The 26,694-nt window shown below is 43.3% G+C and carries 41 protein-coding genes; 40 read left to right on the top strand and 1 reads right to left on the bottom strand.

The annotated features are described in order from the left end of the window. Window positions 1-12 precede the first annotated feature (12 nt). The 7 genes from AB4111_RS08570 (at window position 13) to AB4111_RS08540 (ending at window position 5,092) form a co-directional block, all read left to right on the top strand. Window positions 13-1,143, top strand: a complete 1,131-nt coding sequence (locus AB4111_RS08570; RefSeq protein WP_442031182.1) for an ABC transporter permease — start codon at window positions 13-15, stop codon at window positions 1,141-1,143. Continuing rightward, the gene (locus AB4111_RS08565; protein WP_442031181.1) at window positions 1,140-1,817 is read left to right on the top strand and encodes an ABC transporter ATP-binding protein; all 678 of its coding nucleotides are present in this window, start codon (window positions 1,140-1,142) and stop codon (window positions 1,815-1,817) included. Before AB4111_RS08570 ends, AB4111_RS08565 begins: the two co-directional genes overlap by 4 nt. A 165-nt stretch (window positions 1,818-1,982) precedes the next feature. Beyond that, window positions 1,983-2,543, top strand: coding sequence for an NUDIX domain-containing protein (locus AB4111_RS08560; RefSeq protein ID WP_442031180.1), 561 nt, complete (start codon window positions 1,983-1,985; stop codon window positions 2,541-2,543). Between the two features lie 21 nt (window positions 2,544-2,564). After that, window positions 2,565-3,077, top strand: a complete 513-nt coding sequence (locus tag AB4111_RS08555) for a DUF4275 family protein (RefSeq protein WP_442031179.1) — start codon at window positions 2,565-2,567, stop codon at window positions 3,075-3,077. A 60-nt stretch (window positions 3,078-3,137) separates the two neighbouring features. After that, window positions 3,138-3,731 carry a DUF4304 domain-containing protein gene (locus tag AB4111_RS08550; protein WP_442031178.1) on the top strand — a complete coding sequence of 198 codons (594 nt, stop codon included), beginning with the start codon at window positions 3,138-3,140 and terminating at the stop codon, window positions 3,729-3,731. A gap of 40 nt (window positions 3,732-3,771) precedes the next feature. After that, window positions 3,772-4,779, top strand: a complete 1,008-nt coding sequence (locus AB4111_RS08545) for a phosphotransferase (protein ID WP_442031177.1) — start codon at window positions 3,772-3,774, stop codon at window positions 4,777-4,779. A 19-nt stretch (window positions 4,780-4,798) separates the two neighbouring features. Continuing rightward, window positions 4,799-5,092, top strand: coding sequence for an RNA polymerase alpha subunit C-terminal domain-containing protein (locus tag AB4111_RS08540; protein ID WP_442031176.1), 294 nt, complete (start codon window positions 4,799-4,801; stop codon window positions 5,090-5,092). A 19-nt stretch (window positions 5,093-5,111) separates the two neighbouring features. Here the strand turns inward: AB4111_RS08540 and AB4111_RS08535 are convergent, their stop codons facing one another. Further along, entirely contained in the window at window positions 5,112-6,059 is a 948-nt protein-coding gene (locus AB4111_RS08535; protein WP_442031175.1) for a hypothetical protein, read from the bottom strand. A gap of 366 nt (window positions 6,060-6,425) precedes the next feature. Between AB4111_RS08535 and AB4111_RS08530 the strand changes: the two genes are divergently transcribed. The 33 genes from AB4111_RS08530 to AB4111_RS08370 all read left to right on the top strand — a co-directional run bounded on the left by AB4111_RS08530 (window position 6,426) and on the right by AB4111_RS08370 (window position 26,674). Further along, entirely contained in the window at window positions 6,426-6,932 is a 507-nt protein-coding gene (locus tag AB4111_RS08530) for a DUF2569 domain-containing protein (RefSeq protein ID WP_442031174.1), read from the top strand. Window positions 6,933-7,074: 142 nt separating this feature from the next. Next, window positions 7,075-7,689, top strand: a complete 615-nt coding sequence (locus tag AB4111_RS08525; RefSeq protein WP_442031173.1) for a histidine phosphatase family protein — start codon at window positions 7,075-7,077, stop codon at window positions 7,687-7,689. 103 nt (window positions 7,690-7,792) lie between these two features. After that, window positions 7,793-8,449 carry a pyridoxine/pyridoxamine 5'-phosphate oxidase gene (locus tag AB4111_RS08520; protein WP_442031172.1) on the top strand — a complete coding sequence of 219 codons (657 nt, stop codon included), beginning with the start codon at window positions 7,793-7,795 and terminating at the stop codon, window positions 8,447-8,449. Window positions 8,450-8,531: 82 nt separating this feature from the next. Beyond that, window positions 8,532-9,107, top strand: coding sequence for a GNAT family N-acetyltransferase (locus AB4111_RS08515; protein ID WP_442031171.1), 576 nt, complete (start codon window positions 8,532-8,534; stop codon window positions 9,105-9,107). Window positions 9,108-9,207: 100 nt separating this feature from the next. Further along, entirely contained in the window at window positions 9,208-9,684 is a 477-nt protein-coding gene (locus AB4111_RS08510; RefSeq protein WP_442031170.1) for a YfbM family protein, read from the top strand. Window positions 9,685-9,859: 175 nt separating this feature from the next. Further along, complete coding sequence (locus AB4111_RS08505) at window positions 9,860-10,816, top strand: radical SAM protein (protein WP_442031169.1); 957 nt, start codon at window positions 9,860-9,862, stop codon at window positions 10,814-10,816. A 296-nt stretch (window positions 10,817-11,112) separates the two neighbouring features. Then, window positions 11,113-12,126 (top strand): phosphodiester glycosidase family protein, encoded by a 1,014-nt coding sequence (locus tag AB4111_RS08500; protein WP_442031168.1) that lies wholly within the window; start codon window positions 11,113-11,115, stop codon window positions 12,124-12,126. Continuing rightward, the gene (locus tag AB4111_RS08495) at window positions 12,123-13,136 is read left to right on the top strand and encodes a GtrA family protein (protein WP_442031167.1); all 1,014 of its coding nucleotides are present in this window, start codon (window positions 12,123-12,125) and stop codon (window positions 13,134-13,136) included. Before AB4111_RS08500 ends, AB4111_RS08495 begins: the two co-directional genes overlap by 4 nt. A 135-nt stretch (window positions 13,137-13,271) precedes the next feature. Next, window positions 13,272-13,982, top strand: a complete 711-nt coding sequence (locus tag AB4111_RS08490) for an AAA family ATPase (RefSeq protein ID WP_442031166.1) — start codon at window positions 13,272-13,274, stop codon at window positions 13,980-13,982. Window positions 13,983-14,055: 73 nt separating this feature from the next. Beyond that, a complete protein-coding gene (locus AB4111_RS08485; protein ID WP_442031165.1) occupies window positions 14,056-14,550 on the top strand; it encodes a cysteine hydrolase family protein in 495 nt (164 codons plus the stop codon). A gap of 446 nt (window positions 14,551-14,996) precedes the next feature. After that, on the top strand, window positions 14,997-15,524 hold the full coding sequence (locus AB4111_RS08480; protein ID WP_442031164.1) for a GNAT family N-acetyltransferase: 528 nt from the start codon (window positions 14,997-14,999) through the stop codon (window positions 15,522-15,524). Window positions 15,525-15,542: 18 nt separating this feature from the next. After that, complete coding sequence (locus AB4111_RS08475) at window positions 15,543-15,908, top strand: hypothetical protein (RefSeq protein WP_442031163.1); 366 nt, start codon at window positions 15,543-15,545, stop codon at window positions 15,906-15,908. A 142-nt stretch (window positions 15,909-16,050) separates the two neighbouring features. Continuing rightward, window positions 16,051-16,461 (top strand): hypothetical protein, encoded by a 411-nt coding sequence (locus AB4111_RS08470; protein WP_442031162.1) that lies wholly within the window; start codon window positions 16,051-16,053, stop codon window positions 16,459-16,461. A 148-nt stretch (window positions 16,462-16,609) separates the two neighbouring features. Next, on the top strand, window positions 16,610-17,092 hold the full coding sequence (locus AB4111_RS08465; RefSeq protein ID WP_442031161.1) for a hypothetical protein: 483 nt from the start codon (window positions 16,610-16,612) through the stop codon (window positions 17,090-17,092). Between the two features lie 71 nt (window positions 17,093-17,163). Further along, window positions 17,164-17,595, top strand: a complete 432-nt coding sequence (locus AB4111_RS08460) for an NUDIX domain-containing protein (RefSeq protein WP_442031160.1) — start codon at window positions 17,164-17,166, stop codon at window positions 17,593-17,595. Window positions 17,596-17,683: 88 nt separating this feature from the next. Further along, window positions 17,684-18,325, top strand: coding sequence for a hypothetical protein (locus AB4111_RS08455; RefSeq protein ID WP_442031159.1), 642 nt, complete (start codon window positions 17,684-17,686; stop codon window positions 18,323-18,325). A gap of 72 nt (window positions 18,326-18,397) precedes the next feature. Then, window positions 18,398-18,922, top strand: coding sequence for a GNAT family N-acetyltransferase (locus AB4111_RS08450; protein WP_442031158.1), 525 nt, complete (start codon window positions 18,398-18,400; stop codon window positions 18,920-18,922). A 201-nt stretch (window positions 18,923-19,123) separates the two neighbouring features. After that, entirely contained in the window at window positions 19,124-19,627 is a 504-nt protein-coding gene (locus AB4111_RS08445; RefSeq protein ID WP_442031157.1) for a DUF4188 domain-containing protein, read from the top strand. Between the two features lie 25 nt (window positions 19,628-19,652). Continuing rightward, window positions 19,653-20,153 carry a hypothetical protein gene (locus AB4111_RS08440; RefSeq protein WP_442031156.1) on the top strand — a complete coding sequence of 167 codons (501 nt, stop codon included), beginning with the start codon at window positions 19,653-19,655 and terminating at the stop codon, window positions 20,151-20,153. Between the two features lie 207 nt (window positions 20,154-20,360). Continuing rightward, window positions 20,361-20,807, top strand: a complete 447-nt coding sequence (locus AB4111_RS08435) for a LytTR family DNA-binding domain-containing protein (protein ID WP_442031155.1) — start codon at window positions 20,361-20,363, stop codon at window positions 20,805-20,807. Beyond that, window positions 20,804-21,214, top strand: coding sequence for a hypothetical protein (locus AB4111_RS08430; RefSeq protein WP_442031154.1), 411 nt, complete (start codon window positions 20,804-20,806; stop codon window positions 21,212-21,214). Before AB4111_RS08435 ends, AB4111_RS08430 begins: the two co-directional genes overlap by 4 nt. A gap of 15 nt (window positions 21,215-21,229) precedes the next feature. Then, window positions 21,230-21,628 carry a hypothetical protein gene (locus tag AB4111_RS08425; protein WP_442031153.1) on the top strand — a complete coding sequence of 133 codons (399 nt, stop codon included), beginning with the start codon at window positions 21,230-21,232 and terminating at the stop codon, window positions 21,626-21,628. Window positions 21,629-21,668: 40 nt separating this feature from the next. After that, on the top strand, window positions 21,669-22,076 hold the full coding sequence (locus tag AB4111_RS08420; RefSeq protein ID WP_442031152.1) for a hypothetical protein: 408 nt from the start codon (window positions 21,669-21,671) through the stop codon (window positions 22,074-22,076). Beyond that, complete coding sequence (locus AB4111_RS08415; protein WP_442031151.1) at window positions 22,066-22,413, top strand: hypothetical protein; 348 nt, start codon at window positions 22,066-22,068, stop codon at window positions 22,411-22,413. Before AB4111_RS08420 ends, AB4111_RS08415 begins: the two co-directional genes overlap by 11 nt. 372 nt (window positions 22,414-22,785) lie before the next feature. Further along, window positions 22,786-23,628 carry an adenylyl-sulfate kinase gene (locus tag AB4111_RS08410; protein ID WP_442031150.1) on the top strand — a complete coding sequence of 281 codons (843 nt, stop codon included), beginning with the start codon at window positions 22,786-22,788 and terminating at the stop codon, window positions 23,626-23,628. 43 nt (window positions 23,629-23,671) lie between these two features. Then, a complete protein-coding gene (locus AB4111_RS08405; RefSeq protein WP_442031149.1) occupies window positions 23,672-23,923 on the top strand; it encodes a DUF7660 family protein in 252 nt (83 codons plus the stop codon). A gap of 39 nt (window positions 23,924-23,962) precedes the next feature. Further along, window positions 23,963-24,178 (top strand): hypothetical protein, encoded by a 216-nt coding sequence (locus AB4111_RS08400; RefSeq protein ID WP_442031148.1) that lies wholly within the window; start codon window positions 23,963-23,965, stop codon window positions 24,176-24,178. Between the two features lie 39 nt (window positions 24,179-24,217). Next, complete coding sequence (locus AB4111_RS08395) at window positions 24,218-24,460, top strand: YcxB family protein (RefSeq protein ID WP_442031147.1); 243 nt, start codon at window positions 24,218-24,220, stop codon at window positions 24,458-24,460. 15 nt (window positions 24,461-24,475) lie between these two features. Further along, window positions 24,476-24,661, top strand: coding sequence for a hypothetical protein (locus AB4111_RS08390; RefSeq protein WP_339259864.1), 186 nt, complete (start codon window positions 24,476-24,478; stop codon window positions 24,659-24,661). A gap of 36 nt (window positions 24,662-24,697) precedes the next feature. After that, window positions 24,698-25,021 carry a hypothetical protein gene (locus tag AB4111_RS08385; RefSeq protein WP_442031146.1) on the top strand — a complete coding sequence of 108 codons (324 nt, stop codon included), beginning with the start codon at window positions 24,698-24,700 and terminating at the stop codon, window positions 25,019-25,021. 185 nt (window positions 25,022-25,206) lie between these two features. Beyond that, on the top strand, window positions 25,207-25,719 hold the full coding sequence (locus tag AB4111_RS08380) for a nucleoside deaminase (RefSeq protein WP_442031145.1): 513 nt from the start codon (window positions 25,207-25,209) through the stop codon (window positions 25,717-25,719). Next, window positions 25,716-26,090 (top strand): hypothetical protein, encoded by a 375-nt coding sequence (locus tag AB4111_RS08375; protein ID WP_442031144.1) that lies wholly within the window; start codon window positions 25,716-25,718, stop codon window positions 26,088-26,090. Before AB4111_RS08380 ends, AB4111_RS08375 begins: the two co-directional genes overlap by 4 nt. Before the next feature lie 41 nt (window positions 26,091-26,131). Then, on the top strand, window positions 26,132-26,674 hold the full coding sequence (locus tag AB4111_RS08370; protein WP_442031143.1) for a GNAT family N-acetyltransferase: 543 nt from the start codon (window positions 26,132-26,134) through the stop codon (window positions 26,672-26,674). Window positions 26,675-26,694: the final 20 nt, after the last annotated feature.

The raw sequence follows: 26,694 nt of genomic DNA, 5'->3' as shown, positions 1-26,694 counted from the left end.
AGGTCACAGAACATGTACTTGGCTATTCGGGAAATGAGGTATGCCAAAGGGCGGTATGCCTTAATTGCTACAATCATGGTGCTGGTTTCATTTCTGGTACTGTTTGTTACAGGTCTTGCACAGGGGCTGGCGTATGATAACGCAGCTTCGGTCAAAAATATGGCAGCAACCCACTTTGTGCTGGAACAGGATTCGAATCATCGGTTTACCCGGTCACAAGTGGATCAGGATCAGCTTAATCAAGCTCGCTCCGTGGTGGGGCAAGAGAACGCTGAGCCGCTCGGTGTGAAAATGACAACCGTCAGTCCAATGGGCGACACGAAAAAGATCGATGTCACGTTGTTCATGGTGAATCCGGAAGGCTGGCTTGCTCCAGCGGTTACCGAAGGAACTCCGATTACGGATCAGACCAACGGGCAGGTTGTGGTGGATCATAAGTTAGCTGAATCTGGTGTGACGATTGGCACCGTCCTGGTCGATCAAGCTTCGGGGATGAAGTGGACCGTTGGCGGATTTGTACAAAATGAGTCTTTCAGTCACTCTCCGGTCGTGTTCCTGAATGAAGAAGAATGGCTTACGCTTCAAGGAGGGACACGGACTACACAAGGTTCGGCCGACACCAATGCCAATGCTCCAATATACAATGCCATTGCGGTAAAGGACGCGGGTGAGCAGGTAGACGAACTAAGTGCTGCAATGCCTGATACGGAAGTCATCACGAAGTCGGATGCCGTATCGGCCATTCCTGGATATAAGGAAGAGCAGGGATCGTTGCTCATGATGATCGCTTTTCTATATGTCATCTCAGCGTTTGTACTTGCGGTATTCTTCTATGTCATCACGATTCAGAAAACAAGTCAGTTCGGCATATTGAAAGCGATCGGAACACGGAATGGATATCTGGCGGGTAGTGTTTCTTTACAAGTATTCATTCTATCGGTTGGTAGTCTGGTCATTAGCGTACTGTTGGTTCGACTGTTTGAGTCCATTCTGCCGGCATCAATGCCGTTTCAGTTAGGTTTATCCACCCTCGCACTGACCTGTGTATTGTTCATCCTGATGTCTGTGGCGGGTTCGTTATTCTCGGTGTGGAAGGTTACCAAAATTGATGCGCTTGATGCGATTGGGAGGACTGCAGCATGAGAAATCGATTGGTATTACAGGGAATTACCCAGACCTTTGAAGATGGTGGCAGCAAACGAACGATTCTGGATAGGCTCGACCTTGAGGTGACCGAAGGGGAACTTGTAGCTGTGATGGGACCTTCCGGCTCTGGCAAAAGTACATTCCTGTCCATTGCTGGCGCACTTCTTGAACCAACGGAAGGACAGGTTCTGCTGGATGGGGCCTCTATTATGGGCAAAAGCAAACAAGATATATCCGATGTACGGCTTCAGCAGCTTGGTTTTATATTTCAAAGTGCCAACCTCATTCCTTACCTGAAAGTAGAAGAACAACTGATGGTGGTTGCGAAGCTCGCCGGAACGGATAAAAACAAGGCGGAGAAGCGAGTGGATGAGCTGCTGGATACCGTAGGGCTGACCCATCGGCGGAAGGCGTATGCGGAGAAGCTGTCTGGCGGGGAACGTCAGCGGGTCGCTATTGCGCGGGCGTTGATGAACGATCCGGCTGTCCTGCTCGCAGATGAACCGACAGCTAGCCTGGATGCGGAGCGCGGGCTGGATATTGTCGGCATGATTGCACGGCTTGTGAAAGAGCAGGGCAAGAGTGCAGTGATGGTTACGCATGATGAGCGGATTTTGCCGCTCTGTAGCCGGGTTCTTTTTTTGGAAAAGGGAAAGCTGGTACAGCATTAGATGATTAGGTGAGTTTGTCAGGAACGGAACGATCTGATGTGGTTAAGGACAAGAAGGTCATGTATTCCCTCAAGGGGAAGGTGGCCTTCTTTCTTCATTTTCATCTATAATTGGGAGAAGTATATAAATGAGAGATTTTATTTTACATAGAGAGGAACGGTGCGGATGAGCAGCTTGAATGCAGAACAATTCCCGGCACTGACTACTTCGATTCATTGGGGTATTGTTGAGGCAGAGTTCAGATTAAACGACATCGTGGATGAAAAGTTGGTGAGCAATATTAGCATCATTCCATTTGTCGGGGATCAATGTGTCGTCTTTCAACTGGATAATGGAGACTGGGAGCTGCCTGGAGGGACGCTTGAAGCAGGTGAACCGTATATGGACGGACTGAAGCGCGAACTGATGGAGGAACTTGGGGCAGAAATGCGCTCCTATCAGATTTTTGGTCAATTCTATTGCACATCGAGTTCATTAGAACCGTATCGACCGCATATCCCGCACCCCCATTTTGTAAGAATCATCGGTTATGGAGACGTTGAACTTGTTGCTGATCCGCTGAATCCAGAGGATGGCGAGCAGGTGGTTGCTGTTGAAGTGGTAGAGATTGATGAAGCGATTCGGAGGTTTCGGGCACAGAACAGATATGATATTGCGGAGATGTACCAACTGGCTCATATGCTGCGAGAAGAAGCTAAACAGGTAGGCAAGAACCATTTATTTTAAATCCGATACCTTAGGGAGGTAATGATGATTCGAGATAAAATTAACGAGCTGCTGGATACTTTACCCGAATTGGAACTGAACCGGGCATACTGGGGGATTGAGCGTATCCATCAGGAATATATGTTCAAGAAGAACTTGCAGGATAAGAGAGTTATCGTGTCCGAACTGTACGAGGAATCCGAAGGGATTGTAAAGCAATGGGATAGCGTGTTTGCCCATAATATCGATGATGTGGTCAAAGAGTCTATCCATTACAGCGAGTACAAGTGGCATATGTTCAGTTATGAACAACAGAAATGTCTGACACATGATGAAGCACGAGATGCTTTTGATGCCGAGCCGAAAGATGAAGTATATGTGATGTATGAAAGTGGTGGTTGGGTACTTTTATACGAAAATGCGAATCGGATCATTGCAGCGGATTTTGATTCGGAGCAAGATATCTATATCTTCGACCGGGCGTTTACATGGACGTACGTGTATACGCACGAATCCATGTGTGGCCCTTATTTTTATAAAATAGAACAAGTATGAATTTTGAACAAAAAGGGATAGCATCGTATTCAATAAACTCTGACTTGGGAGTGATATCTTATGCAGGAACTGTTTAAGAAGATCATCAACACAGACGTCAAACCCTTATTGGCCAAACACGGCTATTCCAAGAAAGATCTGAATTTCTCCAAAGCGGCTGGAAGCCTCGTATACAAGTTCAACGTTCGAAAATCAAAGGTTAACAGCAGTAGTCACGTGCAGTTTTATATTAACTGTAGTATCCATTCCACCGAGCTCGCGGAGTTGCAGTCCGTTGCTTTGAGCGGGGTCGTATTGGAGAAAAAATCGCATTTTACTTGCCGGATCGAGGAAATAGTCCCTTCCGCTCCGGCGCACTATATCTTAACGCCCGATATCAATCCAGACGCTTTATCGAAAGAACTGGTTTCACATTTGGAAGAGGGTATTTCATTCCTACACTCGCTAACAGGGGCCAGAGATATAGTCCATTATTATATGGCGAAGACAGCGCTACATTTAAGCGAAGAAACCTTCCGTTTCCTGCTGCATGCTGGCGATCTGGAAGAAGCCAAGCAATATTTACAGCAACTACATGCCAAATACGGAGCCGAAAAGCGCTGGACGATATTTGAAAAGAAATATGCAGCCATTTTTGCTGAGTACGGATTGTAAGCTTTGCTCCAGACAAATAGCCAAAATGAGGGGATGACATATGAATGATACTCAATATAATTTGAATTTCGAGAAACTGTGTAGCGAATTACAGCTTGGTGAATTGATCAGTTCGCCCAAACCAATCTCAGGTGGACTTCTTCATCGAATGTACAGCATTGAAACGACGCAAGCTAATTATGCAGTTAAGGCATTGAATCCCCAGATCATGATAAGACCTTCTGCTGTGCAGAATTATATGGATTCAGAAAAAATAGCAAACGTGGCAGCTGAACATATCCATGCTCAACCTGCAAAAAGGTTAAAGGGCGCTTCTATGCATAACATTGATAATCAATTCTATCTAATATTTGATTGGATTGAGGGTCAACGTTTGGAACAAGATGAAGTCACGATCAATAACAGTTCTCTGATGGGTACGATCCTTGCAGATATCCACAAAACGGATTTTAGACAACTAGAATTGGATAGTTCACAGGTAACTAATCCTAAAACAATAGATTGGATGTTTTATCTGAACAAAGGAAAGAAAGAGAATATAGAATGGATTGATATTTTGGATTCCAATATCAATAAGCTGTATGAGTGGAGCACAAAGGCTAAGAAGTCATTTTCAATGCTAGCATCCGATAAGGTAATTAGTCACAGAGATCTGGAGCCGAAGAATGTGATGTGGAAACAAGGCATACCTATTATTATCGATTGGGAATCGGCAGGTTATATTAATCCCATGCATGATCTGGTCGAGACCGCTGTGTATTGGTCAGTAGGTAGCACTGGAAGTATAAACAAGGAAAAGTTCTTGGCTTTTATAGCTGGTTATGAGAAGCGAGTGGGGAGTCTAACAGCCAATTGGGAAGTGGTTCTGGATCATGGTTTTGCTGGAAAGTTGGACTGGCTCGAATATAGTCTTAAACGGTCACTGTGGATTGAATGTACGGACATAGAGGAACAGTTAGTGGGAACATCACAAGTCATTTACACTTTAGAGGCTTTGAAACAATACGAAAACATGATTTCAGATATGAAGAACTGGTTGAATACTTAATCCAGGAGGGGATGCCCATATGGCAAACGATAAAGGAACACTCAGAACATGCGAACAAGGACATTCGTATTATAAAAAAAGTGATTGCCCAACCTGTCCAACGTGCGAAGCTGAACGTAAACCGACAGATGGGTTTCTAGCCTTGCTGTCAGCTCCCGCCAGACGTGCTTTGGAGAATGAAGGCATTGCGACACTACAGCAACTTGCAGAGTACACGGAAAAAGAGATCCTGAAACTCCATGGAATCGGACCATCTGCAATGCCTAAATTGCGAGATGCTTTGGATGAAGAGGAATTATCGTTTAAGAAGTAACCCTCTTCAGAATACTCTGCTAATCCAAACCAGGAGCTGAAATAATAATCTCCTCCATCGTTACCCGATACAACAAGTTACCTTCACTGAGTAGCAGACGATGTTGGCGAAAATCCTGCCTTGCCTGCTTGAAGGGCTGACCATCTTCATTTAATAAATCAATCTTCTGCCCCTTGCTGAATCTTCCGGGCTTCTCCATCTTCTTAAGCACAAACGTCCCATGTTTACCGTACCCGGCATCGAACAAAAAATGATAACCATCCGTACTGAAGCCGGAGGAACCGGAGATGTTTGGATTCATGAATGTAACGTTGGGTTCACGGGTGCCCCCTGAGATACAACCGAGTTCAAAATCGGTATAGAAGTAGAACCAGACCTGCTTCTCATTCACCACATTGAGTGCGTAACAATCCGCAATGTCAGCTTCCCGATTTTCATATAGCTTATTCCCGTGCTCATCCCAGGCCAGCAGACCACATGATCCAATCGGATCGCTCCATCCGTAGTTACCAAATACCCCTTCATCGAAGTAACTAGTCCAGATCGTTCCCTTTTCGGTGACCTGTACACTCTGAATACCGTCTCCCAACAAAAACTCGCGAATTGTATTTCCGTCTAAATCACACACTTTGGCGTTCAGATCAACCTGTTCATTCCCATAATTCGCACACCGTGCTCCGACGAGCAGCAGGTGATCTAGTAATGGTTGTACGTAATGATAATTGAACGTTTGTCCCCAAATGACAACTTCCTCGATAGTTTGATCAGTCACAATAAGCACTTTGTACGTATAGCTTTGATTCAATTTACTTTGGACGAACATACCTCGTTTTCTTTCGGGGATCTGATTCATCAACAGCACATAGACAAGGCCATCCCCGCCCCACTGGGTGGAAACGATATCGAAGCCTTCGACATAATTTGAAATATCGGCAAAAGGCAAAAGGTTTACTTTGGGATTGGACATATCCATATCCTCCTTTGTAGTCAAATGCTGAGTCACCATCTGCATCTGTATAAGAGGATTATGACGTGCACGTACTAAACTGAACATGGCGGAAGTATAGCGAAGGTCTTCTTTGGCTTTCACGGTGTATAAGTACGGTGTTTTTGAAATAGAGGGTTTGTCCTTGACACACGTAGTACAATAAGGAAGTTGTGTAAAATTCTATATAAGAGGAGGATGGAGAGGTAGCTATAAGAAGGGTGTGAGAATACATACAACGCACGTGTAGTAAGGGGAAAGAAGTACCTGTAGATTTGATTTGCATGAGTACGATTACGTGGAAGACTTATCTCTGAAAAACTAAAATGTATAAGGAAGTGTTACCAAGTGGAACCACATATTCCAGAGCAAAAAACAGATTACCGGCCACTAGGCGTATCGGGCTTGGGTGGTTGGCTGATTCTCATCCAGATTGGATTATTTCTTACCATTATTCTGCTCGCAGTACAGTTGATGCAAAACACTTTACCAGCATTAACACCCGAAATGTGGGACTTATTTGTTTCCAAGGACTCCGAATACTACCACGTTCTTTGGGGACCGGTCATTATTTTTGAAGCTATATATAATGTGGTCTTTTTATTATTCACCGTATATATAGTTGTAACTTTTTATAGAAAAAAAGCAATCTTACCCCGGTTAATGATCATCTATTACAGTGTGAGTCTGGTGCTCTATATGGTTGATTATATACTCGTGCTTCAAATCCCCATGATGCGGGAATTGGAAGATGGAAATGGAATACAGGAGATTGTGAAATCTGTCATCACTTGTGCCATCTGGATTCCTTACTTTATCAAGTCGGAACGAGTTCATAACACTTTTGTAAGATAAATGGGTTGCAGGAAATGCCCGATCTTGGATAGAAGCTATCTGAGGTCGGGTTTATTTGATTCTATTGAAAGCATCGATAAACGTAAAGTAGGTATGTATGTTAAGGAATCTGTGCAGTGGAATCTGAAAAGGAGGAGAGAGCTTGAAAATTTATCTGGTAAGACATGGGATGGATGAGGAAGGCTATCGAGGCGGATGGAGTGAGCGTGGACTCACGGAACAGGGGATCAACCAATCGAAGAGGTTGGGAGAGTATTTGCATCTTCATGCTGAGGAGTATGACATACATACGATTATTAGCAGTGATTTGCCTCGTGCAGTACAGACTACACGGGAAATTGAGAAGAGATTAAACATGCAGGCGATCTTCATGGAAGAATGGAGGGAGATGAATAACGGAGAGTTGGCAGGTATGCTTCATAAGGATGCGGAAGTGCGTTATCCAGGAGTGTATTTCAACACCCTTGAGATGCATTCCCCTTTTCCGGGAGGAGAAAGTCCAAGAGACTTTTATAGCCGGATAAGCACTGCTTTCGAGAATCTTTTCAGAGGTCTAGAGGAGAATACGCTCAAGTCCAATGTTCTGTTAATTACTCACGGCGGAGTGATTAACATCCTTTATTATCTGCTTGAGCATCGGGAATGGAGCAATCAGTCCAGCTTTTATCCCATGGGCAACACCAGTGTACATACCGTTGAAAAGGGAAGGCGTGGTTGGAAACTTAGCAGTGCAAATGCATTAAGTCATCTAGAGTAGTTGTTTATTAGATCCAGAGCTGATCAGTCGACTTAATCAGGATGTAGAGATTCATAGGCCCCAATGTATTACAATGGTAAAAATAGAAGATGGAGGCGATGACATGAGTAATCAACCCATTGAACTGCTACAACATTTGAAGTCTTTATCTGGACCATTTCCAACGTGGGATATGGGGCAGTTGCCGGAGCGGCCAGGGAAGCTATTTTTGGAGTGGTTGAGATTGGCGGTTGAGAACGAAGTGAAAGAACCTCATGCCATGACGATCTCCACCGTGGATCACGATGGTTATCCTGATGCGCGGGTTTTGATTTTGAAAAACGTAATCGACGAAACGTTCTATTTTGCCTCCAGTTCGGAGAGCCGAAAAGGGCAGCAGTTGAAGGAGAACCCCCATGTGGCTCTCACCTTCTACTGGCCTTCCCTGGGAAGACAGATTCGGATAAAGGGAATTGCCGAGGATCAGGGAGATCAAGCGGGCGCTGATGATTTCCGCAAACGTTCAGCTGGAGCGCGAGCAGTTGCCATGACAGGGCATCAGAGTGAAGTATTGGATAGTGAGGAAGTATTGGATAGCTCCATTGAAGCTCAGAAAGAACACATCCAACGTGACCCCGATGTCGTTACACCTCAATGGCGTTTATATGCCGTGAATGCACAAGAGGTGGAGTTCTGGCAGGGAGATTCAGAGCGTAAGCATGTGCGAGTCCAATATGTGATGCAAGATGGGCAGTGGAAGACACGCAGATTGTGGCCTTGATTGTATAACAGATGATGAGTAGGCAACGCAGATCGAACGGTTATGTATTTCTTTTCTTAACAAACTTAGGGAGGGCGAATCTATGAAAACGATTGAAAGTTTCTTCGAACCATTTCCGGTGTTGGAGACCGAAAGGACAATACTCCGGCGGCTTACCTATGATGATCTGGATGATATGTATAGTTATTGTGTTGTACCCGCTGTCTCGGAGTTCACCACTTGGGACGCGCATCAGAGCAAAGAAGATACCAAAGCTTTTTTGGATTTTGTCATGAGCCGGTATGATGTGAATTTAATAGGCCCATGGGGCATTGAAGATAAACAAACCAAGAAACTGATTGGGAGTTGTAACTATCTGGGTTGTGATAGCGATAACAGGAGAGTCGAGTTGGGATATGTATTATCTGATCAGTATTGGAATCAAGGCTACATGACCGAAGTGGTGAAACGAATCATTCAATTTGGATTTGACGAAGTGGGATTGGAACGAATCCAGGCTCAATGTTTAGTGAAGAACACGGGCTCCGCGAAAGTCATGGAAAAGGCCGGCATGCAATTTGAAGGTGTGCTGAGGAAATACATGAAGGTAAAAAATGAGCTTCAGGATCTGAAGATGTATGCAATTGTAAAAGAAGATTTCTATACTCGTATTAAATAAAGAACATTATTTTGATCAAAAAGGACGTTTGCCTTCTTCATAATGGCAGACTATGAGTAGGCCTATAAACCTCAGTTTAACTCTTAAAGGAGGAAACAAAATGAGCTTGATTGGACAGTATCTGGCTTTGCCTCAGGAAGTGATCTCGCAATTAATCGAAGGAACCCTTCTATTCAAAGACATAGACCGGAGCGAATATGACTTATTAGATATCGACCGATCATGGGAAGGTATTCACTTTCTTTTATGTGATACCGATTACAATGGCACACCGCCAGAGGGTTATGTTCTGCCGTTGTTGAATGACCAATCTCTGAAACGATCAGATTTCAGTACGTTTTATCTGAAGAATGATCAGGTACAGGAGGCAGTGTCCTATCTGGACACTCTGACCACGGAACAACTTCGAGCCAAATATTCGAGCGAACGGTTTGTGGAAGAGCAAATCTATCCGCTTTTTGAAGGGGCAGATGATGAGGGCTTCTGGGAATACCTCATATCACACCTGACGGAGATTCAGAAGTTCTACCGTATTGCTGCATCAAAAGGTCAAGGTATCGTATTTTATATTGTCTAATTCAATAATCATATACCAAGCTTTGGCCCATTCCCGAACATTGAGGTAATGGGTTTTATTTTGGGTGTTCCAGCAACCAACGTACATAATGTCATATCGTGAACCTGATGCCTTTCGCTATAATCTTCAAGTTAATATAAATTGGAAGAATGAAGGAACCAGGAGGTACAACGAATTGATAGCCAAAAACAAATATAAATCACTCGAACTGGAGACCCCCGGCTTATATGAGCTGGAAGGGCTTGAGGTGGGAGTGACATCGAACTGCAATTATAAATGCGACTACTGCTGCGCCTACAATCGGGACGATGGAGCGTGCATCGATAGTCAGGAAGTCATCCGTATTATTAGTGAGCTTCCTCGTCTTAAGCGAGTGCGATTGTCCGGGGGAGAAGTTACTTTGAAATACCAGGATTGCCTGGAGATCGTGGCGTACTGTGCGGCACATGGCATCGATACACAATTGAACAGTAATGCCAGTCTGCTGACAGAAGAACGGATTCTCGCGTTGCGTGATGCAGGCTTGTCCAACATTCATATCTCGTTCAATTATACAGATGCGGAGTCGTATGCTGCGTACTACCGTGTGCATCCTCGCATGTATGAGAGACTGGAGCAGAATATCCGATTGTGTACGGAAGCCGGTCTGGAGACGGTGCTGGAAACGTTACTGTTTGAAGGGAACCAAGCGAACATGCAGGACATTAGCGATAAGGTGTATGATCTGGGTGTGCGCATCCATGAGATCCAGAACAGCATTAAGATGCCGCATACCGACTGGAGCCAGATTGTATCCAAAGAGTCCCTCATTCGATCTGTAACGGAGCTGATTGAACATAGAAAGCCAGATACAACGCTCTATTTCACCTGTATGGACCGGTTCGCTGAACAGTTGAATTTGCGTGAACAACCGGGTGTATATTTCTCTAATTGTGTAGATGGCACGAAACAGCTGCACTTGCACGGCAACGGGGATATTCTCATCTGTGAGTTATGCCATCCTGTCGTGATTGGCAACATCTATAACGGAACGTCGTTGAAGGATATTTATACCCAGCAGCCGCCGGCGTTAACAGAATTTTTGAAAAAGCGGCCTTGTCCCGCATATGATGCTCTTTTTGCAGACGCATAACAGGAAGCTCTGACGAAGATGTTTTGATCTGTAAGCTGAACGAAACATGTACACGATAACAGCGACATTTAAGATTATATAGATTAAAAATAAAGGTGATCTAATTTCCTCAATGGGAAAACGGATCACCTTATTTTATTGAACTATTCATTTACACAATAACAGCGATTGGAAGGTTGTTCTGTCATCGTAGTGTCAGTGTAAACATTCTTTAGTTCAATTATTTGGTTTCAGATTCATTTAAGCTACCCGGCCTAATATGGCCTTAAGAACTTAGATGAAGAGGTGAGCTTCACATGATGAAGATCTATCAGAAACCAACCCGGAAAGACCCACATAAAAGACCGATTTCCCCAAGAAAGCGAAGATGGCTCATCATCACACTTGTCATGGTGCTCGCAGTAGGTGGAATCCTGTACAGCCTGGCTGACCGTTACCTGATCCGGCATGTGCAGGTAGTTGTAGCGGATGAGAACACGGCAACAGCTGCAACGGGCAACATGAATGATTCCACCAGCACTTCAACCACCGCAACTAAAGTCAATGCAACGTCAGATGATTGGAATTATTCGAGTGATGATATGAAGGTCAATATTGAAAAGGTACAGTCAGGATCTGGCTCGGATCAGATTACGTATTATGTCGCTGATGTTCAGCTAACAGATGCAAGCAGCCTGAGAACAGCGCTGGCGGATAACAGTTTTGGAACGAACATTACCGAGAATACGTCAGAGATTGCCGCAGCCAACAATGCGATCTTCGCCATTAATGGGGATTACTACGGATTCCGCGATGATGGTGTCATTATCCGAAATGGTACATTGTACCGGGACAGCCCGACGCGGGATGCACTTGCCCTGTTCAACAATGGGACCATGAAAACATATAACGAGAACGAGATTTCTTCCTCGGAACTGCTGGCTGAAGGTGCTACCAATACGTTATCCTTTGGGCCCATTCTGATTCAGGATGGCGAGATTGTCAGTGATTTTAGCAGTGTGAAAATTGACAACAACTTCGGTAACCGTTCCATCCAGGATGCGAATCCAAGAACTGCGATCGGCATGATTGCTCCGAATCATTACGTCTTCGTGGTGGTGGACGGACGGCAGGACGACAGTCGTGGCATGACCTTGGCAGAACTGGCCGATGTCATGAAAGGCCTCGGGGCAACCGAAGCCTACAATCTGGACGGCGGCGGTTCATCCACGATGTATTTTATGGGCCGAGTCGTCAATAATCCACTGGGGCGCAACCAGGAACGTGGTGTAAGTGACATTTTATATCTGACGGAGGGACAAGGATCATGACGATATTAATCCCATCTTATGAACCCGATGTGCGTTTACTGAATCTCGTTTTGCAGTTACAGACATTCAAGCTCGGACCTATTGTGATCGTGGACGATGGCAGTGGGCCCGGTTACCGTGGAATTTTCGAAACGGCAGAAGCCTATGGCTGTACGGTCCTGACACATCCCTCCAATCTCGGGAAGGGCAGAGCATTGAAGACAGGCTTTCAGTATATTAAGGAGTATGGACCTCAGGGAGGTGTAGTGTGTGCAGACAGTGACGGGCAGCATCTGCCACATGATATTAAGCGTATCTTCGAAGTATTGCTCGCACAAACGACACCTGGAATTGTACTCGGCAGTCGTCTTTTCAGTGGTAAGATTCCAGCACGGAGTCGTTTTGGCAACACCGTCACACGGGCGGTCTTTTCCCTCACGACAGGTACCAAAGTATATGACACGCAGACGGGTCTGCGCGGTTTTCCTTACGCTATGCTGGACTGGCTGAACCAGATTCCCGGGGATCGGTTTGAATACGAGATGAACATGCTGTTAACGGCACACAAGGAAGGGTATGAGATTACGGAGGAGTTTATTGATACGGTGTATCTGGATCACAATGAGTCCTCTCATTTTCGCCCACTGGTTGATTCGTTCCGGATATATATGCCGATTCTGATGTTCAGCACTTCTTCAGTATTGTCTGCTCTGATTGATTTTGGATTACTATTCGTTATTCAGTATTTCACGCATAATCTGTTTCTGTCGGTTGTTGCAGCAAGACTGTGCAGCTCCATCTTCAACTATACGATTAACCGGAAGTATGTGTTCTCCGCAGGACGAACCTCGAAGGTTCGGCAGTCTTTGCCCAAATACTTCTCACTTGTCCTGCTGGTGCTGTTATTAAACTACGGTTTACTGTATTTTTATAATGAAAAACTGATTATTCCGCTACTCGCAGCCAAACTATTGACCGAGGTGTCCATCTTTGTATTTAGCTATTGGGCCCAGCGCAGATTTGTCTATTAACCCTGAAGAAAGAGTAAGCTTATGGCTTGCTCTTTTTTGGTTGATACGGTTTCATATGCACCCCGTTATAGGGTACGATGGAAAGGGAATGAATCTGAGCGTTAGATTGAAATAGAACACATGGGGAGGATAATAATGTATCTTCGAAGTGTAGAACTCATGTCGGCCAAGATTGAGAATCGGAACCAATATCCTTTTGACATCCCCGCGATACGATCGTTGGAACGATTGGAGCTCAAGAATAACATTACCTTTTTTGTAGGTGAAAATGGTTCAGGAAAATCGACGCTGCTGGAAGGCATCGCTCATCAATGTGGATTCAATACCGCAGGCGGAGGCAGGAATAATGCCTATGAGACACATGCTTCGGAATCCTCGCTCGGGAACTATCTAAGACTGGCATGGTTGCCCAAAATAACAAATGGCTTCTTCATGCGCTCGGAGTCCTTCTATCAGTTTGCATCACATGTCGATGAGATGCCAGAATCGCTTCGGTATTACGGTGGGCGTTCATTACATGAACAATCGCACGGGGAGTCCTTTCTCAGTCTGTTCGTCAATCGGTTCAGTTCCAAAGGCATCTATCTGCTCGACGAGCCCGAAGCCGCTTTATCTCCAGCTAGGCAGCTTTCCTTATTACGTATCCTTCATGATCTGTCAGGCACTTCGCAATTCATTATTGCGACGCACTCACCCATTTTGCTGGGGTATCCGGGGGCAGAGATTTTAAGCTTTGACGATAGCCATATTCAAGAGGTAACCTATGAGGAGACCGATCACTATCAGATTACCCGCAGCTTTCTGGAGAACCGTGACCGGATGCTGAATGAATTATTTAAGGATTAAGTTAAAGTTATCTGTGTAAACAAGAGAAGATACTAAATCATGCGCGTAAAATTGATTTTTGAGGAGAGATTGGATGAAGGTAGGTTTGCTGATTGTTGATATGCAAGAGAGTATTGTGCGGAAAAAGATGGACCAGAATTCGATAGACCATGCTTGCGAGTACATTAATCATGTTGCAGGAGTGCTGCGCTCGAACGACCATGTGGTCGTTCACATTCAGGATGTGGAGGGCATGGAAGAAGCTGCGTCAGATGAGTATCGCATCATTCCCGAGGTGGATATGAACGAGAAGGATCTCACGGTTACCAAAGAAGCTTCCAATGCCTTCTGGCAGACTGATCTGGAACAGGTGTTGAAGAGTCATGGAATTGAACTATTGATCATCACTGGTTTTGCCGCAGAGGAATGTGTTCTATTCACCTACAACGGAGCGATGGAGCGAGGTTTCCGGCCGGTAATGTTGCAAAATGGAATTCTAAGCACCCATCACGAAGCGGTGAGTTCAACGTACAGGGATCGTAATGTGATCTCATATCCTGTGGTTGATTATCTATATAAATTCAACTAAAGAGGTTTACACTGAACACTCCAATGACAGAACAACCTTCCGATCACTGTTATCCCCAGATTTTTTTGATTCCCTTTTTAAAGGGGGAAATCCGGTGATAAAGGCGAACGCTCCGCTTCTTCAGGTTATTTCTGTCCTCTCCGTTTTTGTGTAAAAAGTTTAGTTGAACCTATATAATTCAATAATTATTAGCTAAGTGCTAATGGATACTTGGCGCGGAAAATAAAGATAAGATCAATAATTGGACTCTGCAGGGAGTCTTTTTTTTGTACATATGTTCATGTCCACCGTGAAAGTAAGGTTACTCTATGGTTTAAACCAAACGTTGCCTATATCTGCTGTAGTTGAAACGATATATTGAGAACAGGGCGCAGCAAGCTCGTTGAGGATATCGGGAAAGTCGTGTATGGATCACTAACCAACTCATTAACTAAGGGAGATGTGGCATGAAGATGAATGTACAAATTACGAGTATTTTGGCAGAACAAAAGGAACTGTTTCTCAACCTGTACAACTTGTACTTATATGATCTGTCTGAATTTTCTGGCGAGGATCTACTTGAAGATGGCACATACGATCCAACGAACACCTATCTATATCTGGAACGCGATGAATTACATCCGTTTTTGATTCAGTATGAAGGGAAGGTTATTGGATTCGTGCTGGTGTGCTCACCCCCATATGTGCCGGAAGAAGTGGATTATACCGTGCAAGAGCTGTTCTTGGTCAAAAAATATCGGGGGCAGGGGCTGGCAGCACAAGCGGTTGACTTGGTGTTTGCTCAATTTGAGGGTAGATTCAAAGTAGAACAACTCGCTAACAATGCAGCCGCAGTTTCGTTCTGGAAAAAATATTATGAGCAACATCAGATCGAATATACCGAGTCTGCATATCACATTGAGATTGACAACATACCGGGTAGCCACCGGATTGTGTCCCAGACTTTTGTAATGGATGACGCTATAGACGTATGAAGGGGGCAAGTATGTTTAATGTCTAAAGAGCAATATTTCAAGAACCTCGAAGAAATTATTCATGATGTGATCTATATAAGTTCTTCTAAATCTGAACTTCAGAAAGAAATGCAAACGAATATGTGGTGTATTTCAATTACAGAAGAAATGTCTAATGAGGTGAGGGTGAGTGATTTTCATGGTTTTATTATGAACGTCATAGCCAACCGCCAGAATCAGATTAATCGTTCGACTATGCAGAGTGGAATGATATTTTATCTATGGTATGATTTTATGGCGAGTCAACTAAGATTTAATCTAATCTCGGATAGCAATAAGGAGCTACCTTTCAGATGCAAGATTCAGAATATGAGTGAGCCTGATGAAGTTATAGAACTTTTTTGAAGTCAAATGTTTATGGTGAGATAACTCAAAATACTAATGAAAAAAATGGAGGTGATGAATACGTATTAAAGGTATACACACGATATTTGGATAAACAGTAACCTGTATATCATAGAAATATTTAAATTAGAAGGTGATTAGCTTGTTTATTATCATAGCAACCAAGGGGAATTGGAAGTGGGTTTCAGGTGTATTTCAGGCAGAAGATGTAGCTAAACAGTACATGGATCTTATACCTGATGAGCTCAAGGGATACCAGGAATTTGTTCAGGTAGAGAACATCACATATCCTTTTTATATTATAGAGCGTCAGGAATCTCCATTTAGGTTTCTCGGTAAAGATGAAGTGATTTCACTTTTTGAACATACAGATGTGTCAGATGACGAAGATGAGGTACACTTCAATATCTACACGATTGATTCAGATTATAGACCAAAGAAACCTGGAACAGATTGTATGGGAATACTGAGGCATGATCATGTGACCAATGAATGGATAGAGATGTATCGTGAGGAAGGGGCAGAGTTTCTGAGTAAACGAAAGGTTTTTTGAGTGTAATTGATTTTTTTTAGGTCCGATTTGCTTCTCCTGCGTTGGGAGGTGGATAGGATCTTTTTCAATTTCCATTTACCAATACATGGGTTATGATGAAGAAAGAGGAGCCTGTGGGAGTGGCCGTGTAAGGGGGAAGTGTGTAGGTATGTCAAAACATCATTTTGTGATTGAAAACAAATCGCGAGTAAACGGGAATATTCATACCTCCTACTCATGGGATTCTCATGGCAACATACATAAAAGTGGGCTGAAGTCAGAGTTTTATGCGGCCCTGGAAGACGAATTCATTGCATACATCTATGATTCCCTTCGATGGTTGGATACATGGAATCCATCTACCTGTATGAGATGTAGTGGATTGAACAACTGTGGAATAACCGTTATTGAAGAGCAGGATGCATTGTTGAAGTTTCATAAATTGATTCAAGCCTGGATTGATCTATTTAGCCATGCGACTGATCCGATTGTTCTAACAGGGAGTTACTGTTTTGATGGAGAAGAACAGGAGGGCTACTACGAGAAACTTGCATACAATAAGGTCGAATTAATCAATGATCTAACCACGCTTGCCAACATGGCAAAGTATGCTGAGGTAAATGGGAAATGCATTGTGCATTTTGGAATATGAATCAATAGGAACGTTTCCTGATTAAAATTGTGATCTGTTGAGAAGCAGCCTAATAGAAAGGAGCAAGAGTAATGACTAGTCGTATTGTTGTTACGGGTGGAGCTATTATTCGAGATCATATGGGGAGGGTTCTGCTGCAAAAGAGATCAGATTATGAAGATTGGGGATTACCAGGTGGGGGTATGGAGCCAGGTGAACGAATCGAAGAAACCATGATTAGAGAAGTGAAAGAGGAAACAGGGCTTGACGTGAGTTCTTATAAATTGGCCTCCATCTACACGGGCGAGAGGATGCACTATACGTATCCGGATGGAAATGAAGTAGTATTTGTAATGTTTTTATTTGACGTTATTGCGGAGTTGGAAGGAAAACTCTGTGATGACCAGGTAACTCTTTTATTTGAAGATGAAGAACAGGAGTCATTACAGCTTATTTTTAAAAGTGTGGATGAGATTGATATTGCCACAATTAACAATGTGCAGAAGCCTATATTTGTAGACTAGAAGCAAGGAGAGACTAAATTGCTTCGCGAGTGATCGCGTTAATAGAATATTTCAGATATAGAAGGGAGCTTTTACATTGCCTTGGCCTATGGTTCATTTTGCAATTGCATCGGAATTGATATCAGAGCCATCCTCTGAATTGTTATTGGGAAGCCTTGCCCCTGATTCCATCCATGTAAGAACTAATCTTCGTACCGAAAAGGCAAAAACCCACCTCATGCCAGAGGCAGGAAGGTTCGCAACAGACGAAGAACTTAAAGAGTTTTTTGAGTCCAACAAGAAGTTAGCTTATAGAAATCCCAAATTCATGCACTATCTGTGCGGCTACATCGCCCATATCTATACGGATCGCGTGTGGACATTCGATATATATCCTGCCTATGAAGTTCATCCCAACGGAAGAAGCATGTATACACAGGATGTCACGAAGCTTGAATTTCTGATTTTACGGAATTGGAACAGGGTCAACGATTGGTTAAGTGAGCTGAACGTGGGAAAAGCATATGATTTAGGTGGATTGCTGGAAGCTGAGGTGTATCAGTATAGGGGAAAGAAACTGGAGTTTTTAGCCAACCCTGACAACGAACCTTCGGGTGAATTAAATATTATATCCATGGAAGCTATGGAAGAATTCATACATACAACAGGATTAGCGCTAAAACAATTGTATACGAAATGGGATGTTTATAAGGATTTACGCAGCATCACTGACGCTTTTAGGTCTGGCTGAAGATGATACAAAAGAGGGTCCGAAGACTCTCTGAATTTGGTTGAAAATAAGAACAGTGAGGTGAGTGACAAGATGGAACAAAGGAATACGCCAGAGGTAAGAATTGAACTATGGGACGAAGGAGATCTAGGTTTGCTTCGCCAATTAAATTCGCCTGAGATGACAGTACACTTCGGAGGACCAGAGACAGAGGAGAAAATCTTAGCACGCCATAAGCGCTATTATGAAATTGCACAAAATGGAACTGGGAAAATGTTCAAGATTCTCTTGCTTCCGCATCTTAAAGTCGTGGGTAGTGTAGGGTATTGGGATCAGATCTGGAAAGAAGAATCTATTTACGAGATAGGTTGGAGTGTTTTATCTGAATATCAAGGTAGAGGAATAGCGACAGAAGCAACAGCGAAGGCCATAGCTTCTATCCGTTCTGAAAAGAAGAAACATAAATTTATTCACGCTTTTCCTAAAACCAAGAATCCTGCTTCGAATGCCATTTGTCGTAAGCTGGGCTTTTCGTATATTGGTGAGTGTGATTTTGAATACCCTGTGGGGACGACCATACAATGTAACGACTGGAGATTGGCAGTGGGGGGAAATTGAAGTCTAAGGACAATAGAGGCGTTCGAAAGATGGGCATCCATGGTCGGCAATTAATTTGGCATAATAGAATCACATAAAGGAGGATGAAGATCGAGGGTCATATAATTAAAGAGGGTGTGACGACAAGCCAAGCTTTTAATATTGCCAGTAAGATCAATTTTATTGAACGCAGGTACATGTTGGACGAGAAGGAGGAGTGACGTGGTCAATATTCATAAGGGAAGATATTCAGCTCAAATTGAGGGAGAATTTGTTGTTTTTATCATTGGAATGAGGATCAATCGTCTGTGGGCTATACATAAATGGCTGCCTGTTCTACAGTCCATGGGCCCGATGATTAAAGAACTCTATATGAATCCGGAGACCGGATTTCTGAGTACAGAGTATTTTATAAGCTGGCGTGGGGTGACGCTACTTCAATACTGGCGCTCTTACGATGAATTGGAGAAATACGCACGGGGCGGAATACACTTGGAGGCTTGGAAAAGATTCAACCGCTCCATTGGTTCCGATGGAACGGTAGGGATCTATCATGAAACATATAAGGCTCAGTCAGGTTCCTTCGAGACCATATACGCTAACATGCCCAAATTCGGATTAGCTAAAGCGTCTGACCATGTGCCTTCGACAGGCAAGATGGAGACATCCAGACGCAGAATGGGCGGAGAGAATGACCCGGCGGTGGATACACCAGAGAATCCTTAAATTAGTGAATAGAGAGGAGCATGTTATGAAGGCTAGAATTCGACCAGAAGATATATATTCAAAGCAATTAAGCTGGTTATGTATTGAACCGATGCTTGTTTCCGTACGGGGCAGAGATATGGCCGCCAAAACAGAGATATACCGACAGTTACATGAGGGACAACAAGCTTTATTTTTGTTCTATTCTTATCATAATCACACGAAGAGTCTGGCAGAATTTTATTGGTTTTCGGCATATAACATCATTGAGATCAAGAGCTGGAATGGAATTAAAAATGGGATGCGATTTTTTCATTTAGATGAGATGGTGAATGTACTGGATCAGATAGAAAGCCTGATTACGGACCACAATAGAGTGGATGAAACGTGGCGTGAGGTGCTGGCAACTGATCTGGAGAAGGACCCGATCTTGCTTCAGAGAACAGAGGTGTTGTATGCGAACTATCAGACCGTGGCGCAAGCAGCTATTGCATACATGAACGAGATGATCCTGCAAAATCAGGAGATGTATTTGGAGATCGAGTAGGTTAAGGCAGCACCTTGATAAAAGAAGAATAGCTCATGCCTTGAATACTCTGGATGAGTACATAGACGAACTGCTCCTACGGAGTGGTTTTTTTATTGTCTACATAGTGCCGATGCAACAAACTTGCAAAATCCTGCAACAAAACGCAATACAGTGGGATTGTTGTAACTATGCTTGTAATATGAGTTGTGAGAGGAGGGCCAACACATGAAAGTCATTTTTAAAGAGGATACGGCTGTTGAAAAAAGGGTAGCCAAGGTCATTACACATCCGGAGGAGAAGTCGAAGTGGGATCGTATTCAGAAGGCGATCTGCGAATCGGAAACTCAATTAACGGTCATCCATGCCAAGAATAATCGTAATATACAGATCCAATTGAGCTCGGTGGTTGCCTTTGAATCAGAGGATCGGATGTGCTGTGTCCGGGTGGTCTCAGGTGAGAGGTATTTGCTTAATAAACGTCTGAAATTTGTAGAAGAGGATCTGGATGGCGTTCATTTTGTGAAAATCAATAATCAAACGATCATCAATACACGATACATCACCGCATTCTCTGCAACAGACCATGCCCGAATTAAGGTAGACCTGAGCGATCGCTCCAGTTACTTTGTGAGCCGATTTTATATTAAAAACTTTAGGGGGAAATTATCATGATGACTCAACTTAGGCATTCTTTTTTTCAAGTATTCACTATGATGACGCTATGGATCACGCTCTTGGCAACAATATTCTTTGGTGATCTGCCCATTCAGATGTCCTATCTATGGAACATAGCGGGTATTGCTATCATTGCAGCTGTGTTGTTTGGAGTGATGTATAACATACTGTGGAACTATTTTACGTTAAAACCGATATGGAATATCGTTATTTCTTCCACATTCAATATTGCAGGAGGTATGGGGATGGTATGGTTGTTCTCGGTAGATATGTTCCAGTTCATTGCTCCCTGGTTCCCCGGCATGTGGTTATTATCTATCGTGCTGCACATCATCGCTTTTTATTTTTATGCTAGAATGGATAGCAGGAAAAAAGCGGAAGAGTTAAATAACATTCTCAAGTAGGCAGGGAGTGCACGTATGAACGAGAAAGAACTATTGCAGCTGTACGGATTGGAACCTGATGGGGTAAACCGGGAGGCCATCCGACAGTTGCTTCATCAAGAGATGGAGAATCGACAGTCAGAAGATAACGAAGTTCTGAAACTACTGTGCATCATGTTGTTCTGTATCGGAAATGTAGAGGACACCACGCTGATTTGGCAGGCCAAACAAAAGAATCAGGATACGAGCAGTTATATTGATGTGCAGTTATTATGTGGTGCAGGATATGAGGAGACATTGTTTTACCTGGAAAATATGGACGGGGAACAGGCGCACAAGGAGTTGCTGTACCTTAGACAGTGCGAGCCGTATGATTTTGTTAATTTCTCCAAAGTGGAATGGGTCTCGGACTATAAACGATATTACGGTGTTTGAGGATAAACGAGCTAACGGACATATTGGAAGGAGGGGGAGTATGCCAAGTTTGCATGACAACATCATATTAAGCTACGAAGTAGATTTAGAGAACGAAAGAATCAGGATGCGTACTCGTTCAAGTCATGCTGTGCCGAAAAATATGGATGTTTTATTCTCTGGTGTAATGGCCCATGCGTTTGATACACCGCTGCATGGCAGCACTATTTTCGATCTGGATGAGAGGGATCTAAAGCATTTTATCCCATATAATCGCGAGTTATTGGAATCGGGGAAAGGCCAAGGCTTGCCTGTCAGTTATGAGTCCTATGACGAATTGCAAATCCGGCTAATCAAGGAGAAATACAAGTACATGGTGATCTCATCCTCGTATGGATTGAGTGGTTGGGTTCTGGCGAAGAGCGTAGAGATTTCTGTTCAAGAAATGGGTGATCAAGATGAAGCATGAACACACGCAGCATGGTAGCAAGAAGGGCGCAGGACTAAGAACGGCCATGGTTGTGTTGGTTGTTCTGTTCATTGTTCTGGTCATGACCAATCCAAACGAAGAGGATTTTGTTGCCTGGCTCTCAAGTGAACATGATATCCATTCTTCGTATAATGTGAGTGAAGGCAGGATGTTCACGCAGACGATTGACGGTGCGGAAAAGATACTTCACTATAAAGGTGGACATATACGCCATATGGGAATCTTTTCAACGTATAGTTATCTTTTCTCGGATCATGAAGGAAAAGAGATCCAGATTGAAGCGGTCGGCATAATGAATATGCTATGGAATCGATAGGTAGATTGACTATGGACAGTTAAAAAAGTTAGGAAAAAGTTCTGCTTATATCCACGCTCTATGCATGATGTAACTTGTGCAGAGAAGCGTGTTTTTGGCGTGAGATGCCTTATACGTTAGAATGGCTAATTTCGTTCGTTCGCAAATCCCACATTATGGGTTATGATGTACCTTGAGAGAAAATTTTACATAGATAGGAAGTCTTCTTTTGAAATTTATGAATGCCCGTATGCGTTATTTATACGAGTTTTGGAAAAAGAAAGAAGACGGCGAGGATGCGCAATGGGTTATTGCAGATATTAATTAATAACATAGTGTCTGACACATGGAAGATTTATATCTTCACATTCACACAACATAAAGGGTGATGTAATGATGACAAGGCGATTAATACTGATTGAAGGCTTACCGGGTTCAGGCAAGTCAACAATTGCCAAAATGGTATCCGAAATTTTGATAGAAAAGGGCATGAAGGTACAACTATTTCAAGAAGGGAACCTGGATCACCCTGCTGATTACGAAGGTGTTGCTTTTTATGATGCTGGAGACTTCGAATCCTTATTGAAAACGCATGAAGAATACAGAGAGATTCTGGAAAGCCATGCGACTGCCCATGATCAAGGATACCTGATTCCTTATCGTAAGATGAGAGAACAATGGGGAATAGAGCTCCCCGATCACGTTGTACAGGATATTTTCAGCCGAGATATTTACGAAATTCCTTTTGGGCAAAATGTGAAGCTGATCACCGAGAAGTGGCAAGGTTTTGCCCAGAACGTGTTAAGCACGGAGGATGACTGCATCACGATATTTGAGTGTTGTTTTATCCAGAATCCACTAACCATGGGTCTCGTAAAGTGCAATCAATCCAAAGAGCACAATGTGCAGTATGTATTGGAACTGAGTCGTATCATTCATGCTCTGAATCCGCTTCTCATCTATATCGACCAGAAGAATATATCCTATACCTTTGATAAGGCGGTTAGTGAAAGACCGAAGGAATGGTCAGAAGGTTTTATTAACTATTATACGAATCAGGGTTTTGGGCAAGCGCAGGGTTATCAGGGTGTTCAGGGTACGGTACAAGTTTTACAGGAAAGAAAGAAGCTGGAGTCCAAAATCTATGGCTTACTTCAGATGGATAAGGTATGGCTGTATAACTCTGATTATGACCTGGAGCTTTGTAGACGCAAACTGGAAAAAATTCTGGAGTAACCTTACGAAGCTAAGAATATCGAGAGCAGGTGAACAAAACAACATGAAAAAAACGTTATTTGAGCTTGTAAATGAAGTCGAAGATGAAGTGACCTTTATGGCTTTCCTGCAACAATTAAGCAAGGATCGAAAAGATCTTGCAGATGAATGGCAGAATGATTCAATAGCGTCATTTTTGGAAGCAGCAGCGGAGTGGGGGCAAGCGTCGGTAGATGGATTAATCCATTATGAGAAGCCGGATAACCCATGGAAGAGATGTGCCCAGATCCTGTATATGGGCAAGATTTATGAGTAATATCAGACTAGATTATAACGAGTGGAGGAAGTTAGTAACATGATGCAAATTCAGCTGACAGAAGAAGATTACTGGCAAATGAACAAATTTGCGATGTTTAAACTGTATGGGAAAGGTGTGCTGATCGCTGTTTGTGTGCTGCCTGTGGCTATTGCCATCATATTTAGACAACTTGATTTTTCATGGATACAAGCTATTATTGCTGCACTGCTTTGCAGTATATTTGCCAATGGTATGACCTACATACGAACCTAAAAGAAAATTAAGAAATTGGCACGTGAGAGCAAGGGGATATTGGGTGATCATCAGCTTGAAATCACAGAGCAGGACATTCGCTGGAGCAACGATATGACTTCAGGTGCAACGCAGTGGAAAGGTTTGGAAAGCTTCAATGAGACAAAACAATATTTCTTTATTTTCATTAATAAGGCAAGTGCACATGTGATTCCGAAACGATCTTTTGAAACGGAAGCGGAAGCAGTTCGGTTTGCAGAACAGGTCAGAACATATATGAAAACTGCTCAGCATAATACATAACGGAGGTTTATTTTCATGCTCTTGTTGGAAGTAGCATTGATTGTTGTAACAGCTTTATTGTTAGGGATTGGTGCAAAAAGCAAAAGGAAAATTTTGCTTAAATGGGGTATAGCCAGTTTGATTTTATTGCTTGGACTCGTTATTTTTTCATTCATAATGGGATTTATAGATGGAGTGTCTGATGGATGGTCAGCAAGATGAGTCAATCTTACGTTCAGCCCGCTGGTTGGCCCAAGAATGTTTCCTCAGAATCCGGAGTTTGTTCCTTTCGTCTGCGATCAGATCTATTCCAAGGAAGAACTCAGCCATAAGTATCCTGGCATAAGAATGGTTGAGTTGGGGCTGGATTGTTGGGAAGAAAGTATTAATCAGATGGATGCATGTCGATTCAAGATATTAGCTGAACAGCTTCTGGAGTGGTGCAGGAAACAGAGGGGCAATACGTTTATCATTTCCCACGATGGCACGATTACGAACTACAGGATGTTGCTCGGAGAAAAAGGATTAACCAAAAGTGATTTTCTTGGTGAGTCCGGGCAGTACACAATCCGAAACGTTTAACGATTAAGGAGAGCCTATCATGACACATTTTCCTCATAATAGAGACTGAACGAGTGTACCTCAGAGAATTAACCTTAGCAGACCGGCAGGATGTGTATGAACATTTCGCTGAACCGGATGTAACCCGGTTTATGGAAAAGGAACCTGTTTGTAAGTGACTATAACTGTGCTTAGGGGGATCTTCAATGAAGTTATCGGATTATGAATATTTAACTTTGGCTATGGAAGAAGCAGAGCAATCGCTTATTGAAGGAACGTATCCGATTGGTGCGATAATCGTGGATGTGGATGGGAATGTCGTGAGTAAAGGCAGGAACAGGGTCTACTCTGCGTGCGATCCCACTGCACATGCTGAAGTGGATGCCATACGTCAGGCCGGACAACATTTGCTGGATGTAGAGAAGAAGAGATACACGAAGAACGACCTGACTCTCTATACTACCTGTGAACCTTGTCCTATGTGTTCCTGTACGATATTAATGTCGGGCATTAAAAAGATTGTATGGGCAGCGGATGATGAAGAGTATGGAGGGCTTCGACGTTTCAAGGAAGGACCGCACTTTATCCATATGTTTGACACGTTATCCTGTGTTGCAGCACCATACCTTGATCTGGAAAACAGACAGAGAGCCTTACTCGCCAAATGGAATATTAGTAGAGGTTTGCTTGATACAGAGTGGGAGATTCCAAAACAATGAAATCTGTAACGCTCTCTATCCTGTTATCTAGTGTCGTTTTGGGTATCTCCTTTATCATTGGCTGTATAATTTTAACCACTCATGAGAGAAATAGTGAACTCACTCAGGCAGTAGAGCAAGTAGTACCAAACGATAAAGTATTATTGACGATGCAAGAAACTGCCGAGTATCTGAGTATGACTGAAGAACAGGTGACGAGCATTATTAAGGCGGAACAAGGGAGCTTTACCGTATCAGGTTTCTTTGATGGGAGAATGTTCCCGTTCATTAAGGTTCAGGATCAATTTTTTGTGAGTAGAGTTGAGTTGGACTTATGGGTTCAAGATGCATCTGCAAGTCACAGAAGATATATTAACGGTCTGATGCAGTAGTCTATGGGAATGATGACATAATCCAAAGGAGATGAAGCCACATGGAATTCGTAGGAGAGAAGGTAAGAATAACAACAGTCACAGAGCAGGACCTCGACTTCATAGGTCAACTTGAATGTGACACAAGCATATGGAGCTTTGAGGAAACTGTTGAAACGGATGAGGAAAAGGTCCGTGAGAAATATCGCAGCCATTTTGCTGTCGCAGATGAGAAACCGTATGCTTATGATTTCGTTATACGGCGCATGAATGATCCAGAAGATACACCCATTGGTATCGTTCAGATGTGGAGTTATGTGGATCACCGAAAAAGCTGGGAACTTGGATTCGCTGTACTTTCGGAATACGCAGGTAGAGGATACGGGAGTGAAGCTACCCGACTTTTGCTATATTTTGCATTTCAAGAGTTACAAGCTCATAAGGTCGTCGGCATGTGCAATTCACTAAACGTCCGCTCAGCAGCACTGATGAAGCATGTGGGTATGACACGGGAGGCCGTTTTCCAGGAAGAATTATGGTGGAACAATCAGTGGACAGACCAGTATTTTTTCTCGATTTTGGATAGAGAGTTTAAGCCAGTTTGACAAGTACGGGAGGAAATAAG

It is taken from the genome of Paenibacillus sp. 2KB_22 (genome assembly GCF_052115745.1).
In the GTDB taxonomy this organism is placed as follows: domain Bacteria; phylum Bacillota; class Bacilli; order Paenibacillales; family Paenibacillaceae; genus Paenibacillus.
The sequence above is the reverse complement of the archived record's forward strand: the minus strand, read 5'-3'. Positions and strand labels throughout refer to the sequence as shown.

Coding starts and splice junctions, on each gene's coding strand:
- AB4111_RS08570 (WP_442031182.1), top strand. CDS start 13: ATGTACTTGGCTATTCGGGAAATGAGGTATGCCAAAGGGCGGTATGCC.
- AB4111_RS08565 (WP_442031181.1), top strand. CDS start 1,140: ATGAGAAATCGATTGGTATTACAGGGAATTACCCAGACCTTTGAAGAT.
- AB4111_RS08560 (WP_442031180.1), top strand. CDS start 1,983: ATGAGCAGCTTGAATGCAGAACAATTCCCGGCACTGACTACTTCGATT.
- AB4111_RS08555 (WP_442031179.1), top strand. CDS start 2,565: ATGATGATTCGAGATAAAATTAACGAGCTGCTGGATACTTTACCCGAA.
- AB4111_RS08550 (WP_442031178.1), top strand. CDS start 3,138: ATGCAGGAACTGTTTAAGAAGATCATCAACACAGACGTCAAACCCTTA.
- AB4111_RS08545 (WP_442031177.1), top strand. CDS start 3,772: ATGAATGATACTCAATATAATTTGAATTTCGAGAAACTGTGTAGCGAA.
- AB4111_RS08540 (WP_442031176.1), top strand. CDS start 4,799: ATGGCAAACGATAAAGGAACACTCAGAACATGCGAACAAGGACATTCG.
- AB4111_RS08535 (WP_442031175.1), bottom strand. CDS start 6,059: ATGTCCAATCCCAAAGTAAACCTTTTGCCTTTTGCCGATATTTCAAAT.
- AB4111_RS08520 (WP_442031172.1), top strand. CDS start 7,793: ATGAGTAATCAACCCATTGAACTGCTACAACATTTGAAGTCTTTATCT.
- AB4111_RS08515 (WP_442031171.1), top strand. CDS start 8,532: ATGAAAACGATTGAAAGTTTCTTCGAACCATTTCCGGTGTTGGAGACC.
- AB4111_RS08510 (WP_442031170.1), top strand. CDS start 9,208: ATGAGCTTGATTGGACAGTATCTGGCTTTGCCTCAGGAAGTGATCTCG.
- AB4111_RS08500 (WP_442031168.1), top strand. CDS start 11,113: ATGATGAAGATCTATCAGAAACCAACCCGGAAAGACCCACATAAAAGA.
- AB4111_RS08495 (WP_442031167.1), top strand. CDS start 12,123: ATGACGATATTAATCCCATCTTATGAACCCGATGTGCGTTTACTGAAT.
- AB4111_RS08490 (WP_442031166.1), top strand. CDS start 13,272: ATGTATCTTCGAAGTGTAGAACTCATGTCGGCCAAGATTGAGAATCGG.
- AB4111_RS08485 (WP_442031165.1), top strand. CDS start 14,056: ATGAAGGTAGGTTTGCTGATTGTTGATATGCAAGAGAGTATTGTGCGG.
- AB4111_RS08480 (WP_442031164.1), top strand. CDS start 14,997: ATGAAGATGAATGTACAAATTACGAGTATTTTGGCAGAACAAAAGGAA.
- AB4111_RS08475 (WP_442031163.1), top strand. CDS start 15,543: ATGTCTAAAGAGCAATATTTCAAGAACCTCGAAGAAATTATTCATGAT.
- AB4111_RS08465 (WP_442031161.1), top strand. CDS start 16,610: ATGTCAAAACATCATTTTGTGATTGAAAACAAATCGCGAGTAAACGGG.
- AB4111_RS08460 (WP_442031160.1), top strand. CDS start 17,164: ATGACTAGTCGTATTGTTGTTACGGGTGGAGCTATTATTCGAGATCAT.
- AB4111_RS08455 (WP_442031159.1), top strand. CDS start 17,684: ATGGTTCATTTTGCAATTGCATCGGAATTGATATCAGAGCCATCCTCT.
- AB4111_RS08450 (WP_442031158.1), top strand. CDS start 18,398: ATGGAACAAAGGAATACGCCAGAGGTAAGAATTGAACTATGGGACGAA.
- AB4111_RS08440 (WP_442031156.1), top strand. CDS start 19,653: ATGAAGGCTAGAATTCGACCAGAAGATATATATTCAAAGCAATTAAGC.
- AB4111_RS08435 (WP_442031155.1), top strand. CDS start 20,361: ATGAAAGTCATTTTTAAAGAGGATACGGCTGTTGAAAAAAGGGTAGCC.
- AB4111_RS08430 (WP_442031154.1), top strand. CDS start 20,804: ATGATGACTCAACTTAGGCATTCTTTTTTTCAAGTATTCACTATGATG.
- AB4111_RS08425 (WP_442031153.1), top strand. CDS start 21,230: ATGAACGAGAAAGAACTATTGCAGCTGTACGGATTGGAACCTGATGGG.
- AB4111_RS08420 (WP_442031152.1), top strand. CDS start 21,669: ATGCCAAGTTTGCATGACAACATCATATTAAGCTACGAAGTAGATTTA.
- AB4111_RS08415 (WP_442031151.1), top strand. CDS start 22,066: ATGAAGCATGAACACACGCAGCATGGTAGCAAGAAGGGCGCAGGACTA.
- AB4111_RS08410 (WP_442031150.1), top strand. CDS start 22,786: ATGATGACAAGGCGATTAATACTGATTGAAGGCTTACCGGGTTCAGGC.
- AB4111_RS08405 (WP_442031149.1), top strand. CDS start 23,672: ATGAAAAAAACGTTATTTGAGCTTGTAAATGAAGTCGAAGATGAAGTG.
- AB4111_RS08400 (WP_442031148.1), top strand. CDS start 23,963: ATGATGCAAATTCAGCTGACAGAAGAAGATTACTGGCAAATGAACAAA.
- AB4111_RS08390 (WP_339259864.1), top strand. CDS start 24,476: ATGCTCTTGTTGGAAGTAGCATTGATTGTTGTAACAGCTTTATTGTTA.
- AB4111_RS08385 (WP_442031146.1), top strand. CDS start 24,698: ATGTTTCCTCAGAATCCGGAGTTTGTTCCTTTCGTCTGCGATCAGATC.
- AB4111_RS08380 (WP_442031145.1), top strand. CDS start 25,207: ATGAAGTTATCGGATTATGAATATTTAACTTTGGCTATGGAAGAAGCA.
- AB4111_RS08375 (WP_442031144.1), top strand. CDS start 25,716: ATGAAATCTGTAACGCTCTCTATCCTGTTATCTAGTGTCGTTTTGGGT.
- AB4111_RS08370 (WP_442031143.1), top strand. CDS start 26,132: ATGGAATTCGTAGGAGAGAAGGTAAGAATAACAACAGTCACAGAGCAG.